Below are 13,895 nucleotides of genomic sequence, written 5' to 3'. Positions count from 1 at the left end.
AGGCTGCGATCTTTCCCCAAACAGTTGAGTCCCAAGCGAAAGATCAAAAGATCGCAGCCTTCGGCAACTCCCACAGACCAAAGCCCCTCGCCAGGCGTACTAGGAAATCTCCCGCCGAAACGGCGGCAGCGCATTGAGGATCGCCTTGCCGTAGCGTTGGGTCACCAGCCTGCGGTCGAGCAAGGTGATGGTGCCGCGGTCTTCCTCGGTACGCAGGAGGCGACCGCAGGCCTGGACCAGTTTCAGCGAAGCATCCGGCACGGAAATCTCCATGAACGGATTGCCACCCCGGGCTTCGATCCATTCGGCCAACGCGGCTTCCACAGGGTCGTCCGGGACCGAGAAAGGAATCTTGGCGATCACCACGTGTTCGCAATAGGCGCCGGGCAAGTCCACCCCTTCGGCAAAGCTTGCCAGGCCGAACAGTACGCTGGAATCACCGCCATCGACCCGCGCCTTGTGCTTGTTCAAGGTTTCCTGCTTCGACAGGTTGCCCTGGATGAACACTTGCTTGCGCCAGTCACGGTCAAGCCCATCGAAGACGTCCTGCATCTGCTTGCGCGAGGAAAACAGCACCAGGGTGCCTCGCGATCCCTCCACCAATTCTGGCAGGTCGCGAATGATCGCGGCCGTGTGGGCGGCGGCATCCCGTGGATCGGCCTTGAGGTCCGGCACCCGCAACACACCGGCATCGGCATGATGGAATGGACTCGGGACCACGGCGGTCACGGCTTTTTTCGGCAGCCCGGCGCGCATGCGGAAACGGTCGAACGTGCCCAGGGCCGTCAGCGTAGCGGACGTCACCAGCGCGCCGTAGGCCACGTTCCACAGGTTGCGGCGCAGCATTTCCGCCGCAAGGATCGGGCTGGCATTGACCTCGATGTCGAACAGCGAACCGCTTTCGGCCAGGGTCAGCCAACGCGCCATCGGCGGGTTGTCTTCCGGGTCTTCCGTAGTGAAGGCCGTCCACAGCTCCCAGTTGCCCTGCGAGCGGGACAACAGGCTGCCAAACAGTGGGTACCATTCCTCGGCCTGGTTGCTGGCGATCCCGATGTTGACCTCGCCATCCATGCCCTCCTTGAGCAGGTCGGTCAGGCGAGTGAACAGGTCGGTCAGGCGAGCAAAGCCTTTCTTGAGCTCGATCCCCATTTCACGCATGTGCTCAGGAATCACCCCGCCGACAAACCGATGCCGTGGCCGCTCGCGGCCCTCGACGTCTTCACCGGGCTTGAAGTCCGCAACCTGCTCACAGGCAGTGAACATGAACTGCTGGTTCGTCTTGATCTCCCGCGCCAGCTCCGGCACTTGCTCGATGAACTTGCCCAGGTCGCCCGGCAACGGATGCTGCGCCAGCAGTTTGGTGAGGTTCTTGGCGGTGGTTTCCAACCAGTCGGCGGTGGAGCGCAGCCGGGTGTAGTGGGCAAAATGGCCGATGGCCTTGTCCGGCAGGTGATGACCTTCGTCGAACACGTAGATCGTGTCGCGCGGGTCCGGCAGCACCGCACCGCCGCCAAGGGCCAGGTCGGCCAGGACCATGTCGTGGTTGGTGACGATCACGTCGACCTTGCCCATGCCCTCGCGGGCCTTGTAGAAGGCGCATTGGCCAAAGTTCGGGCAATGGCGGTTGGTGCATTGGCTATGGTCGGTGGTCAGGCGGGACCAATCGGCGTCTTCAAGGGCCGTGGACCAACTGTCGCGATCGCCGTCCCATTTATTGCCCGCGAGCTTCTCGATCATGCTGGTGAACAGTTTCTGGCTGGCTTCGTCGACTTCGATCTTGAAGCCTTCTTCTTCGAACAACTGGGCCGTGGCGGTCTGCGCATGGCCTTCCTGGAGCAACATGTCGAGCTTGGACAGGCACATGTAGCGGCCGCGACCCTTGGCCAGGGCGAACGTGAAGTTCAGCCCGCTGTTGCGCATCAGGTCGGGAAGGTCCTTGTAGACGATCTGTTCCTGCAGGGCGACGGTGGCCGTGGCGATGACCAGGCGCTTGCCGGCAGCCTTGGCGGTAGGGATGGCCGCCAGGCTGTAGGCCACGGTCTTGCCAGTACCGGTGCCGGCCTCCACCGCCACGACGGCCGGTTCGCCACTGCGCCGGCCTTCGTCGTCGGTGTCGATGTCACCCAGGACTTTTGCCACTTCGGCAATCATCAGGCGCTGGCCATATCGCGGCTTGAGGCTCTTGGCTTCGAGAAAACGCGAATAGGCGCCCTGGATCGTGGTTTTGAGTTCGGTGCTGATCATGAATGGTCGGGCGCAAAAAACGCTGGATAAATTTTCAGTGGTTCGGATCGGCGGCTATCATACCCCGCTAATGAATCCTGCGCAGAACGGAGTGACCCAATGACACCCTTTGCCCTTGTCTACACCCTGCATTTACTGGCGGCCCTGATCTGGGTCGGCGGCATGTTTTTCGCCTGGATGGTCCTGCGTCCCGCCGCAATCACGGCCCTCGAGGGCCCTGCCCGGCTAAAACTATGGGTAGAAGTGTTTCAGCGTTTTTTTGTCTGGGTCTGGATCGCCGTGGTACTGCTGCCGATCAGCGGCGTGGGCCTGATCCACATGCGCTTCGCCGGTTTCGAAACCGCGCCACGTTATGTCCAGGTGATGATGGGCTTGTACGTGGTGATGACGGCGCTGTTCATTCGTATCCAGGGCTTACAACTGCCCGCATTGCGTAACGCGGTGACGGCGCAGGACTGGCCAACGGGTGCGGCGGTATTGGGGAAGATTCGGCGATTGGTGGGAATCAATCTGCTGATCGGGCTGCTGGTGGTGGCGATTGGCGCGGCGCGGCCGATGTTCTGAAGACTACATGCAACCCTGTGGGAGCGAGCTTGCTCGCGATGAGGTGTATCAGGCAACACTAGACGGACTGACACAACGCCATCGCGAGCAAGCTCGCTCCCACAAGTCCAAACGCGCTGTCTTTAGAACCGCTGCACCGTCACCGCCCCCGCCGCTCCGGCTGGCCCCGGCTGGCCATCAGCACCAGGACGGCCGCTCTTGCCACCATCGGCCGTGTAGACCAGGCAACCCTTGGCCTTACCGCCTGCACCGGGTTTGCCACCGTGGCCGGCCGGGCCACCGGCGCCACCGTCCACCGTCACTTTGATTTGCTCGTCCGGGTAGGCCCGGGGCAATTCAAGGCGAACCAATGCGCCGGTCGCGCCCGGCTGGCCATCGCCGCCATTGCTGCCATCGGCGCCGCGGCCAGCCGAACCCCAGGTGCACCCTGGCGCCTGTCCGTTGGCGCCGTCGAGGCCCACGTAACCTGGCGCCCCCGTTCCACCCCGCGCGTCCACCGACAGCAGGGGCGCGCTCAACGCATTGAAGCGCAAATTGAGATTGCGCCCCGGCCGCGCCGCCTTCGTATAGGTACCCGGCGCGCCGCGAGCCGCGATCTGGCTTCCCTCGGCCAATTCGGCCTGGGCCACTTTCAATTCCAACGCCTGTTGCGCCGGCACGATCGCAATCCGCGCCTCGCGCCCCAGGTGCAATTGTCCGACGGACAGTTCCGTAACGTTCGAAGGCACGAGCAGCGTGCCGAAATCAGCGACGTCCAAGCGCTCCAGAACCAGCGAGCTGGTGGTGTTAGGCAGGCGCACCAATGAGTTGCTTTCAACCTGGACCACTTGAGCGCTCGCCATTGGGCACACAAATGCTGCGAGCAGACACAATTTACGCATGGGAAGCCTCTGGCGCGGTCGGAAGGGTTTGCAGGTGGAAGATGCCGAACATCAATACTCGGAGGCGATCGCGACCAGGTGCGGGACGGCCACGAAAGCTGGCCCGGAACCACAGCAGTTCAAGCAGATGGAGTGCCAGCAAAAAAACACCGGTGACATTGACCAGTAGATGCAGCGGATAGACGAATGGCACGACCAGGTTGACCAGCACGACCAGCCAGAACAGCAGCGTCAGTAAACGCCCCAGCCCCCAAAACACCTTCATATGGCCCTCCGACGGACATTATTCTTTGGCGCACAGTAACGGCTTGCGCGCTGGATAAGCCAGAGGGCGGGACAAATTTAATCCTGGCGTCGACCGGCGTCCGCCAAGTCGCTCGCATCACGACCCGGCGGTCCTGAGTCAACGCAATCCATGGACTCAACGCTGGATATGCAACTCCACGCGACGGTTCTGGGCGCGCCCTTCATCGGTCTCGTTGTCGGCAACCGGTTCGCTTTCGCCCTTGCCCTCGCTGGTGAGTTTTTCCGGAGCCAGGCCCTGGGTCAGCAAATATTCCACCACGCTGCTGGCCCGACGCTCGGACAACCCTTTGTTATAGGCATCGGTACCGACGCTGTCGGTATGGCCGACCACGCGGATGCTGGCGACATTGGCATGGCTCAGCTTGCCCATCAGCCCGTCCAGCTGACTTCGCGCTGCCGCCGTGAGATCGGACTTATCAAAATCGAACAGCACCTTGCCAGCGTCACTAAGGGTAATGACTTCACTGGCCGGAGCTTGCGGTTCGACCGGTGGAGCGCTGGCCGGATATTGCGGCTGCGGGCAACCATGGTGTTCGACAGGCGTATCGGCCGGTGTGTCGGGACAGCGATCGCGGCGATCGAATACACCGTCACCGTCTTCATCGCCATCCTGGGCGTAACAGATCAACCCGCCGCCGAGCAGCCCCAACGCCGCGCCGCCAGCGGCCCAACCGCCGCTTTCGATGGCGCCCAGGCCGCCGCCGACCAGCCCACCGATCAAGCTGCAGATTGGCCAGGTGCGCTGGTTGAGAGATGCGCTGCCGTCGCTGTGAGTGGCGCAACCGGACAACAGACCGCTGGCCAGCAGTACCGGTAAGGCAACCCTGATGAGAACCTTCATGATGAATGCTCCTGTGTCACCGGCCCATACCGGTCACACAGGAGTAAAGACCCGCATCCGCGACTGTACAAGCCGCGGATGACAAGGGTTTCAGCGGTTTATCTTGATTTCGGTACGGCGGTTCATCGCACGTCCATCGGCGGTTTTGTTATCGGCGACCGGCTGGCTTTCCCCGGCGCCTGCCACGGAGACGAAACTGGCGCGAGGCACGCCGCTGTCGACCAGGTACTGAACCACGGAATTGGCGCGTTTTTCCGACAGTTTCTGGTTATAGGCATCGCTGCCGACGCTGTCGGTGTGGCCGGTCACGCGCAGTTGCGCGGTGGAGCTTTCCTGTTTCAACCGGGTCGCGATGGTGCTCAGCACTTCCTTGTCAGCCGGCGTCAGCGTGGCCTTGTTGAATTCGAAGTGCACATCGCGAACCACAATGGTTTCTTCCTTGACCATGACGGGCTCTGCAGCGACAGGCGCTGGCGCGGGCGGTGGGCAGCCGTCGGCATCGACTTGCACGCCCTTCGGCGTGCCCGGGCATTTGTCGCGGCTGTCCGGCACACCATCCCCGTCTTCGTCGCCGTCGCCATGGGCCCAGCACCAGCCCGCCGCCACCGTGCCGGCCACCAATGCACCCGGGCCGATCCAGGAACTACTTTCGATGGCGCCCAATCCCGCGCCAACGACACCGCCCGTGGCCGCACAGATCGGCCAGTCGGTTTTCTGCAAACCTGCGCAACCAGTCAACACACTGGTTAGCAGAACCAGGGGTAACGCTGTCCGAACTATGCTCATCGGTTTTCTCCTTGAAGGATCGGCATCGCGCCGATTCAGGGGAGTAAAGACCCGACTTCGGATCTGCGCCAGCCTGGGCAATCGGCGGATTTCGCCCCGTGTTCACGCAAATTCCGTACGTTCAGGGACAAACCGCTCTAGGCCATGATGTCCAGGCAGGCTATCGTGGCGGCTCTGACTGAGGAACTTCGATGACTGTTGCCATTTCTTCGCGTACGCCCCAGCAAGCTCTCGCCGCCGTGCTGGACCGTTATGCCCCGCAAAGCCTGCTGTTGATCGGCGCGAGCAGCTTTCCCACACTCGAGGCATTCCAGCAGGCCCACCCCGACGCCGAGGTGGTCCACGCCAGGCCTGGCGCGTTACCGACGGATGTCGCGGCGCGACGTTTTGACCTGGCCCTGGCGCTCGATTGCCTGGAGCATTTGCCCAAGCGCGACGGTCTGAACCTGTTGGGCGGCATTCGCAATCTCAACGCCAGCCGGATCGCGGTACTGGCGGATCTCAACGCCTGTGGCTGGCAAGAGACGGACTTCTTTTCCCTGGCCCTGCAAGCCAGCGAGCGCTTTCAGCGCGAGGACCAGGTGCTGACCCTGTTCACCTACGATCTGCTTGAATACAAACAGGTGCCCGACTGGCTCAACTCACGCTTCTGGGCCAACCCTGAAAATTTTGGAAAATACTGGTGGTAGCTGTGGATACAAGCCTGCACTCAACCATTTGCCCCTGCGGCAGCGGCAACCCGCTGGACGCCTGCTGCGGCCATTACCACGACGGTCATCCGGCGCCTTGTGCCGAAGCCTTGATGCGCTCGCGCTACAGCGCCTATGTGTTGGGCCTGGTGGATTACCTTGTCGGCACCACGCTCCCCGCCCAGCAGGATGGCCTCGATCGCCAATCCATCGGTGAATGGAGTGCCAGCAGCACCTGGCTGGGGCTGGAAGTGGAAAGCAGCGAGGTATTTGGTGGACAACCGGAACACGCCTTTGTCACGTTCACCGCGCGCTGGCACGACAGCCAGGGCGAACACAGCCATCGGGAGCAGTCTTCGTTCGTGCAGAACGGCGGGCGATGGTACTTCATCGACCCCACCGTGCCGGTCAAGGCTGGTCGCAACGACAGTTGCCCGTGCGGCAGCGGGCATAAATTCAAGAAGTGCTGCGCCGGCTATTTCAATCGCTAGTTTCGGAAACGTCCGACACTCATCCTCAGGTCAGGAGGACTAGACTGGGAATAAACCCGAGGTACGGACATGACCCAGACATCACGCTTGCTCCGCATCACTTGCCTGCTGTTGTTCGTCGGGCTCGGCGGTTGCGCGTCCTGGCGAGGTGAGGAGGCGCCTGAACCGCAAGTGCACCTGGTCAAGGTCGAGGTCGTGCGGGCACGACTGTTGGAGCAGAAGTTCATGCTGCACTTTCGCGTCGACAATCCCGGCGACAGCGACCTCACCGTCCGCGGCCTGACCTATCGGATTCACTTGGGCGATCTCTTGCTGACCGAAGGAGAGCATGAACATTGGTTCACCGTGAGCCCGCGGCACAGCGCCTATTTCAAGGTGCCGATCCGGACCAACCTGTGGCCGCAAGTCCGGGGGGTGGTGAAACTGCTGGAGAAACCCCGAGAACAGATCCCCTATCGCCTGGAAGGAGAGCTGGAAACGGGTTTATTCATCGCCGACTACGTGCACCTGGAGCGCAATGGCGTGATAATCGCCGCCGATTTTATTTCGGAGTAACCCCAGATGACCCAACAACCCCACGTCCACGGCCCCGATTGCAACCACGATCACGACCATCACCACGATCATGATCATGGCCATGTCCACGGCCCGAACTGCGGCCACGCCCACCAGGAACCCGTGCGCAACGCCCTGAAGGACGTCGGCCGCAACGACCCTTGCCCGTGCGGCAACGGCAAGAAATTCAAGAAGTGCCACGGGGCTTGATGGCTCAAGATTTTTCTGTCTGCTAGACCGTCATCGCGAGCAAGCTCGCTCCCACAGGGATTTGTGAGCGTCACAGAACCACTGTGGGAGCGAGCTTGCTCGCGATGGGGCCGGACATCCAATATTCATGTTCACCCCGCCCGCAAAATCCGCTCCACACTTACCACCGTCGCGTATTCCCCATGCAGGTTTGCCAATGACATCCCGTGCACCTCGGCAGCCGAACGGGCTACGCCAAAGTAATCGGCCTTGTCGAAGGTGAAACAGGCATCTTCGGCCACCCAGGTGTCGAATCCCAGATTGCCCGCCGTACGAACGGTGGACTCCACCGAGTTGTTCGTCGCCACGCCAACGATCACTAACTGTCCGATCCCGGCGCTGCGCAAATCTGCCTCCAGGGTCGTGCCGCAAAAGGCATCCGGCACTTGCTTCTGGATCAATCGCTCCCCGGCTATCGGCTCGAACCGCTCCTGTACCTCTACGCCTGATTGCCCAGGCCAGAATACCGAATCCTCGGAGCGGGAAAGATGATGGACGTGGATGACTGGCCGCGCCGAATCTCGCCAGTGGGCAAGCAGTTCCAGCATGCGCAGCTCCGCTTCGGGATTGTTGCGAGGGCCGAGCCTGGGATGGAGGATGCCTTTTTGTTGGTCGATGATGACAAGCGCTGCGTTTTCTCTTAGCTCCATGCCGGTTTTCTCATGCTCTATCGTTGGGTTTTCCGATACTTGAGCATCACCTTTTCCTACAAGCAAGTCATCAATCGGCCCGTGAAGTCACGGGCGATTCCGGGCTTTCATCGCCAAATCAATAAATAACCCCACCACCGGCTTGCGCGCCCTCCTCCTGCTCACTAACGTAGCGCCTTTATTGTGCCACCCCCTCCCGCAGGAGCTTTGCCATGGCCTCGCCAGCCTCGATTTCCTTCATTCCCAAGCTCGGCGTTGCCGCAGCAGTGGTCAGCATGCTCGGCTTGAGCGGTTGCCAGGCCTGGAATACCCAGGACACTGTCCCGCCCACCACCGGCGTACAACCGCTCAAGGGGCTGGCGCAAAATGTCTCGGTTCGGCGCAACGCCACGGGCATGCCGCTGATCGAAAGCAACAGCTTCCACGACGCCTTGTTCGCACTCGGTTATGTCCATGCCAGCGACCGTATCACGCAGATGGCCACCCTGCGCCTGCTCGCCCAGGGCCGCTTGGCGGAAATGTCCGGCGTCGAACGGTTGGATATCGACCGCTACATGCGTGCGGTGAACCTGAAAAAAAGTGCTGACGAGCTGTACAAGGCATCGTCGCCACGCATCAAGCGCTTCTTTGAAGTCTATGCAAGGGGCGTCAACGCTTACCTGTTCCGCTACCGCGACAAGTTGCCGTCGGACCTGGCTGCCACTGGCTACAAGCCTGAATACTGGAAACCGGAAGACTCGGCGCTGTTGTTCTGCCTGCTGAATTTCAGCCAATCGGCCAACTTGCCCGAAGAAATCTCGACCTTGGTGCTGGCCCAAAGCGTGACCAACGACAAACTGGCCTGGCTGAGCCCGTCCTACCCGGATGAACCCCTGCCGCAGGCGGAAGGCGAGAAGCTTCAAGGTGTCCGGCTCAACGGCCAGGTTCCAGGCCTGGCTGAAATCAGCAAGGCTGGCGCCCAGCTGGCCGATCTGAATCTGATGGGCTCGGCGTTTTCAAGCAACTGGGCCATTGGCCCCCAACGCAGTCGCAACGGCAAAAGCCTGTTGGCCAGTGATAGCCATGGCCCGCTGGGCGTGCCGTCGCTCTGGAGCCCGGTGCAGATCCGCGCGCCCAAGTACCAGGCCGCCGGGCTTTCCATAGCCGGTATTCCGCTCATCCTGGCGGGATTCAACGGTAACGTGGCGTGGAGCATGAGCAGCGTTCTTGGTGACAACCAGGATCTGTTCCTGGAAAAGATCCGACGCCAAGGTAACGGCCTGTCCTACGAAGCCAATGGCAAATGGCAGCCGGTAGCCGTGCGCAACGAAACCTATTTCATCAAGGGTCAACGGTCCATTCGCGAAGCCGTCTATGAAACCCGCCACGGGCCCTTGCTCAACAGTGCCCAGGGAACGGCCATGGCCAACGGCCTGGGGCTGGCCTTGCAACTGCCGAGTTTCACCGACGACAAAACCCTGGACGCGCTCTTTGATCTGTCGCGCTCGAAAAACGTCGAGAAAGCCTCGGATGCCAGCCGGGAAATCCGCGCCCTGGCGGTGAACATGGTGTTTGCCGACGCGCGCAATATCGGCTGGCAAGTCACCGGCCGCTATCCGAACCGTCGCGAAGGCGAAGGCCTGCTGCCGTCGCCGGGTTGGGACGGTCGCTACGATTGGGACGGCTATGCCGACCCGATGCTGCACCCGTACGACCAGGATCCATCCCAGGGCTGGCTTGGCACCGCCAACCAACGCGTCATTCCCCATGGCTACGGCATGCAGTTGTCCAATTCCTGGGCGACGCCGGAGCGTGGCGAGCGCCTCGCCGAACTGGCCGGCGCGGGCAAGCACGACGTTCGCAGCCTGAGCGCCATGCAATATGACCAGACCACGACCTTCGCGGCCAAACTCAAGAAAACCTTCGAAGCCCCGGGCATGGCCCAGCCGCTGAAACAGTCGATCGAAGCCCTGCCGGTGGCGGACCGGGCCAAGGCTCGCGAGGCCTATACCCGCCTGATGGCGTTCGACGGCAGGCTCAGTCCGGTGTCGACCGACGCGGCGATTTATGAACTGTTCCTGCAAGAAAGCATGAAACAGATTTTCCTCGACGAACTGGGTCCGGAAAGCAGCGCGGCGTGGAAAGCGCTCGTCGCCAACGGCCAATTGTCCTACTCGGCGCAGGCCGATCACCTGCTCGGTCGCGAGGACAGCCCATTCTGGGACGACGTCCGCACGCCGCAAAAAGAAGACAAGGCGGTGATCCTGGCCCGTAGCCTGGTGGCGGCCATCAGTGCTGGTGAAACCCAGTTGGGCGGTGATCACACTGCCTGGCAGTGGGGCAAACTGCATCGTTATGAGTGGAAAAACGCCAGTGGCCAAGTCGTACGTGGACCGCTGGCGGCGGGTGGCGACGGCACCACGCTTAATACCGCCGCGTTCGCCTGGGGCCAGGACTTCAACACGACTGTAGCGCCGGCCACGCGCTTTCTCGTTGACTTCAGCCAACCCGAGCCATTGACCCTCCAGGGCACCGCCGGTCAGTCAGGCAACCCGGCCAGCCCGAGCTATCTGAACGGAGTTGATCCGTGGATCAAGGGGCAATACCAGAGCGTGCCGTTGCAGCCGCAGAACTTCGACCGGGCGTACGGCAAGACACGGTTGACGTTGGTGCCCGGCAAGTAAGCCGACCCTGATCATCGTGGCGAGGGAGCTTGCTCCCGCTGGGTCGCGTAGCGGCCCCCTTTTTGCGACTGCTGCGCAGCCGAGCGGGAGCAAGCTCCCTCGCCACGAGAACTTGGAGAACCAGAATCAATACTCTGTCCACGTACTTTTCAACTCTACTCTCGCCCCAAACCCAATCGAACTTCTCCCCCCGCCCCCGCCTCTACCGGACAAGCCCATCGCCCCGGTAACCGCATGGATCTTGTCATTGCCCGCCCCGAAGGCCTCTATTGTCCGCCGGGAGATTTCTACATCGACCCCTGGCGCCCAGTGGAACGCTCGGTCATCACCCACGCCCACGGTGACCATGCGCGCGGCGGCAACCAGCACTACCTGGCAGCGGCACCCGGCGAAGGCATCCTGCGCTCGCGACTGGGCCAGGACATCAATCTGCAAACCCTGCCCTACGGCGAGCGCCTGCGACATCACGGCGTCACCTTGAGCTTTCACCCTGCCGGCCACGTGCTGGGCTCAGCCCAGGTGCGGCTGGAATATCAAGGCGAGGTGTGGGTGGCGTCCGGCGACTACAAGGTCGAGCCCGACGGCACCTGTGCGCCGTTCGAACCCGTGAAATGTCATACGTTCATCACCGAATCCACCTTCGGCCTGCCGATCTATCGCTGGCAGCCCCAGGCGCAGATCTTCGATGAGATCAACCAGTGGTGGCGCGGGAACATTGCTGCTGGCCGGGCCAGCGTGTTGCTCTGCTATTCCTTTGGCAAGGCCCAGCGAATTCTCCATGGCATCGACGCAAGCCTCGGCCCGATCCTCGCCCACGGTGCGGTGGAGCCGCTGAACCGGGTCTATTGCGAGGCCGGGGTGCATTTGCCGCCAACCCTTTATGCCGGCGACGTCAAAAAGAACGACCCGATCATCGGCCAAGCCTTGGTCATCGCCCCGCCCTCCGCCGGTGGCAGCACCTGGATGCGGCGGTTCGGCGATTACAGCGATGCGTTTGCCAGCGGCTGGATGCGCTTGCGCGGCACACGTCGGCGCCGTGGAGTGGACCGGGGCTTCGTATTGTCCGATCACGCCGACTGGCCGGGCCTGCTCTGGGCGATTGAACAGACCGGTGCCGAGCGGGTCATGGTGACCCATGGCTCGGTGGCCGTGTTGGTGCGCCATCTGCGCGAACAAGGCCTCGACGCCCAAGGCTTCACCACAGAGTACGGCGACGACGAAGAAGACATCGCCTCGGCGGTCGGCACGGGTGAGGATGCTTCATGAAAGCCTTCGCCGAGCTGTACGCCGAACTGGACGCCACCACGTCCAGCAACGCCAAGCTGGCCGCCATGCAGGATTATTTCGCCAAGGCGCCAGCCGAGGACGCCGCCTGGGCGGTGTACTTCCTGTCCGGTGGGCGACCTCGGCAGTTGGTACCCGTGAAGATCCTTCGGGAGCTGGCGGTCCAGGTGTCCGGTTTGTCATTGTGGTTGTTCGAGGAAAGTTATCAGGCCGTGGGCGACCTGGCCGAGACCATCTCGCTTGTACTGCCGGAATCCCCCCACAGCTCCGATGAAGGCCTGGCGCAGTGGATCGAGGAAAAGCTGCTGCCGTTACGCGGCGAGTCGCCCGAGGTGCTGGCCAAACGATTGCCGGCGCTGTGGGCACAGCTCGACCGGCCAAGCCTGATGCTGTGCATCAAGCTCATCACCGGCAGTTTCCGCGTCGGCGTGTCCAAGCTGTTGGTGACCCGGGCGCTCGCCGCCATGGCCGGGCTGGACAGCAAACGGGTGGCCCAACGATTGGTGGGCTACACCGACCTGTCCCACCGCCCCACGGCGGCCAGCTACCTCAAGCTGATCGCTATCGAATCCGCTGACGAACATGCCCAACGCGGCGGCCAGCCTTATCCGTTCTTCCTGGCCCACGCGTTGTCTGCGCCAGTGGATCAATTCGACGCACTGCTGGGGCCGGCCAGCGACTGGCAGGTGGAATGGAAATGGGACGGGATCCGCGCCCAGGTGATCAAGCGCGACGGACATTTGTGGGTGTGGTCGCGAGGCGAGGACCTGGTCACTGAACGCTTTCCGGAATTGCATCCTCTGGCCCAGGCGTTGCCCGACGGTACGGTGATCGACGGCGAAATCGTAGTCTGGAAAGCCCCCCGATCGGTCACCGAGGACGCCTTCGACCCGGAGGCGCCGCTACAACCGGCCGTGCAACCCTTCGCCTTGTTGCAACAACGCATCGGTCGCAAGACCCTGGGCAAGAAAATCCTTGAAGACGCACCCGTGGTGGTGATGGCCTACGATCTGCTGGAATGGCAAGGCGAGGATTGGCGCAGCCGGCCCCAGGCCGAGCGCCGCGAGCGATTGGAAACCCTGGTCGCCTGCTGCCACAGCCCGGTACTGCTGCCATCGCCCGTCGTGACCGGCCAGGACTGGCTCGACCTCGCCCGCCAACGTGAAGCGTCCCGCAGCCTGGGCGTGGAAGGCATGATGCTCAAGGCCCGCAACGCCCTGTACGGTGTCGGTCGGACCAAGGACATGGGCGTCTGGTGGAAATGGAAAATCGACCCCTTCAGTGTCGATGCCGTATTGATCTACGCACAACGCGGTCATGGCCGACGCGCCAGCCTGTACAGCGATTACACCTTCGCCGTATGGGACAACCCGCCCGGCAGTCGCGAGCGTACCCTCGTGCCCTTTGCCAAGGCATATTCAGGCCTGACCGACGAGGAGATGCGCCAGGTCGACAGCATCGTGCGCAAGACCACGGTGGAAAAATTCGGCCCGGTGAGCAGCGTGACGCCAACCCTGGTGTTCGAATTGGGCTTTGAAGGCATTGCCTTGTCCAAGCGCCACAAGAGCGGGATCGCGGTGCGGTTTCCACGGATGTTGCGTTGGCGCAAGGATAAGAGCGTCGATGAGGCCGACACACTGGCGACCCTTCAGGACTTGCTGAAATAACACCGCTCCCTCGCCACAAAAGCCC

Annotated in this window: 14 protein-coding genes; 8 read left to right on the top strand and 6 right to left on the bottom strand. The window is 62.2% G+C overall.

Annotated features, from left to right (window positions below; genetic code table 11):
- Positions 1-99 precede the first annotated feature (99 nt).
- Positions 100-2,244 carry an ATP-dependent DNA helicase DinG gene (gene dinG, locus FHK92_RS18400; RefSeq protein ID WP_181289291.1) on the bottom strand — a complete coding sequence of 715 codons (2,145 nt, stop codon included), beginning with the start codon at positions 2,242-2,244 and terminating at the stop codon, positions 100-102.
- 99 nt (positions 2,245-2,343) lie between these two features.
- Here dinG and FHK92_RS18395 point away from each other — a divergent pair, with 99 nt between their 5' ends.
- Positions 2,344-2,808, top strand: a complete 465-nt coding sequence (locus FHK92_RS18395; RefSeq protein WP_181289290.1) for a CopD family protein — start codon at positions 2,344-2,346, stop codon at positions 2,806-2,808.
- A gap of 122 nt (positions 2,809-2,930) precedes the next feature.
- Here FHK92_RS18395 and FHK92_RS18390 read toward each other — a convergent pair whose 3' ends face one another.
- From FHK92_RS18390 to FHK92_RS18375, 4 genes are all read right to left on the bottom strand, one after another.
- On the bottom strand, positions 2,931-3,689 hold the full coding sequence (locus tag FHK92_RS18390; RefSeq protein ID WP_181289289.1) for a collagen-like protein: 759 nt from the start codon (positions 3,687-3,689) through the stop codon (positions 2,931-2,933).
- Positions 3,682-3,954 carry a DUF1145 domain-containing protein gene (locus FHK92_RS18385; protein ID WP_181289288.1) on the bottom strand — a complete coding sequence of 91 codons (273 nt, stop codon included), beginning with the start codon at positions 3,952-3,954 and terminating at the stop codon, positions 3,682-3,684. The genes FHK92_RS18390 and FHK92_RS18385 overlap by 8 nt, the downstream gene beginning before the upstream one ends.
- 156 nt (positions 3,955-4,110) lie before the next feature.
- A complete protein-coding gene (locus FHK92_RS18380) occupies positions 4,111-4,836 on the bottom strand; it encodes an OmpA family protein (RefSeq protein ID WP_181289287.1) in 726 nt (241 codons plus the stop codon).
- A gap of 90 nt (positions 4,837-4,926) precedes the next feature.
- Complete coding sequence (locus FHK92_RS18375) at positions 4,927-5,622, bottom strand: OmpA family protein (protein WP_181289286.1); 696 nt, start codon at positions 5,620-5,622, stop codon at positions 4,927-4,929.
- A 191-nt stretch (positions 5,623-5,813) separates the two neighbouring features.
- Here FHK92_RS18375 and FHK92_RS18370 point away from each other — a divergent pair, with 191 nt between their 5' ends.
- From FHK92_RS18370 to FHK92_RS18355, 4 genes are all read left to right on the top strand, one after another.
- A complete protein-coding gene (locus FHK92_RS18370; protein ID WP_181289285.1) occupies positions 5,814-6,311 on the top strand; it encodes a DUF6231 family protein in 498 nt (165 codons plus the stop codon).
- 14 nt (positions 6,312-6,325) lie between these two features.
- Positions 6,326-6,802 (top strand): YchJ family protein, encoded by a 477-nt coding sequence (locus tag FHK92_RS18365; protein WP_181289373.1) that lies wholly within the window; start codon positions 6,326-6,328, stop codon positions 6,800-6,802.
- Positions 6,803-6,871: 69 nt separating this feature from the next.
- Positions 6,872-7,357: an LEA type 2 family protein gene (locus tag FHK92_RS18360; protein WP_181289284.1), complete on the top strand. Its 486-nt coding sequence runs from the start codon at positions 6,872-6,874 to the stop codon at positions 7,355-7,357.
- Positions 7,358-7,363: 6 nt separating this feature from the next.
- Positions 7,364-7,567, top strand: coding sequence for an SEC-C metal-binding domain-containing protein (locus FHK92_RS18355; protein ID WP_003198420.1), 204 nt, complete (start codon positions 7,364-7,366; stop codon positions 7,565-7,567).
- A gap of 131 nt (positions 7,568-7,698) precedes the next feature.
- On the opposite strand, the gene FHK92_RS18350 is transcribed toward FHK92_RS18355, so the two are convergent.
- Positions 7,699-8,256 carry a cysteine hydrolase family protein gene (locus FHK92_RS18350; RefSeq protein WP_181289372.1) on the bottom strand — a complete coding sequence of 186 codons (558 nt, stop codon included), beginning with the start codon at positions 8,254-8,256 and terminating at the stop codon, positions 7,699-7,701.
- A gap of 212 nt (positions 8,257-8,468) precedes the next feature.
- Between FHK92_RS18350 and FHK92_RS18345 the strand changes: the two genes are divergently transcribed.
- The 3 genes from FHK92_RS18345 to FHK92_RS18335 all read left to right on the top strand — a co-directional run bounded on the left by FHK92_RS18345 (position 8,469) and on the right by FHK92_RS18335 (position 13,870).
- A complete protein-coding gene (locus FHK92_RS18345; RefSeq protein WP_181289283.1) occupies positions 8,469-10,919 on the top strand; it encodes a penicillin acylase family protein in 2,451 nt (816 codons plus the stop codon).
- A 234-nt stretch (positions 10,920-11,153) separates the two neighbouring features.
- Positions 11,154-12,185, top strand: coding sequence for a ligase-associated DNA damage response exonuclease (locus tag FHK92_RS18340; protein ID WP_181289282.1), 1,032 nt, complete (start codon positions 11,154-11,156; stop codon positions 12,183-12,185).
- Complete coding sequence (locus tag FHK92_RS18335) at positions 12,182-13,870, top strand: ATP-dependent DNA ligase (protein WP_181289281.1); 1,689 nt, start codon at positions 12,182-12,184, stop codon at positions 13,868-13,870. The genes FHK92_RS18340 and FHK92_RS18335 overlap by 4 nt, the downstream gene beginning before the upstream one ends.
- Positions 13,871-13,895 lie beyond the last annotated feature (25 nt).

It is taken from the genome of Pseudomonas brassicacearum subsp. neoaurantiaca, assembly GCF_013608025.1.
GTDB lineage: Bacteria > Pseudomonadota > Gammaproteobacteria > Pseudomonadales > Pseudomonadaceae > Aquipseudomonas.
Note: the sequence above shows the minus strand (reverse complement) of the source record. Positions and strands in the feature narration are given on the sequence as shown.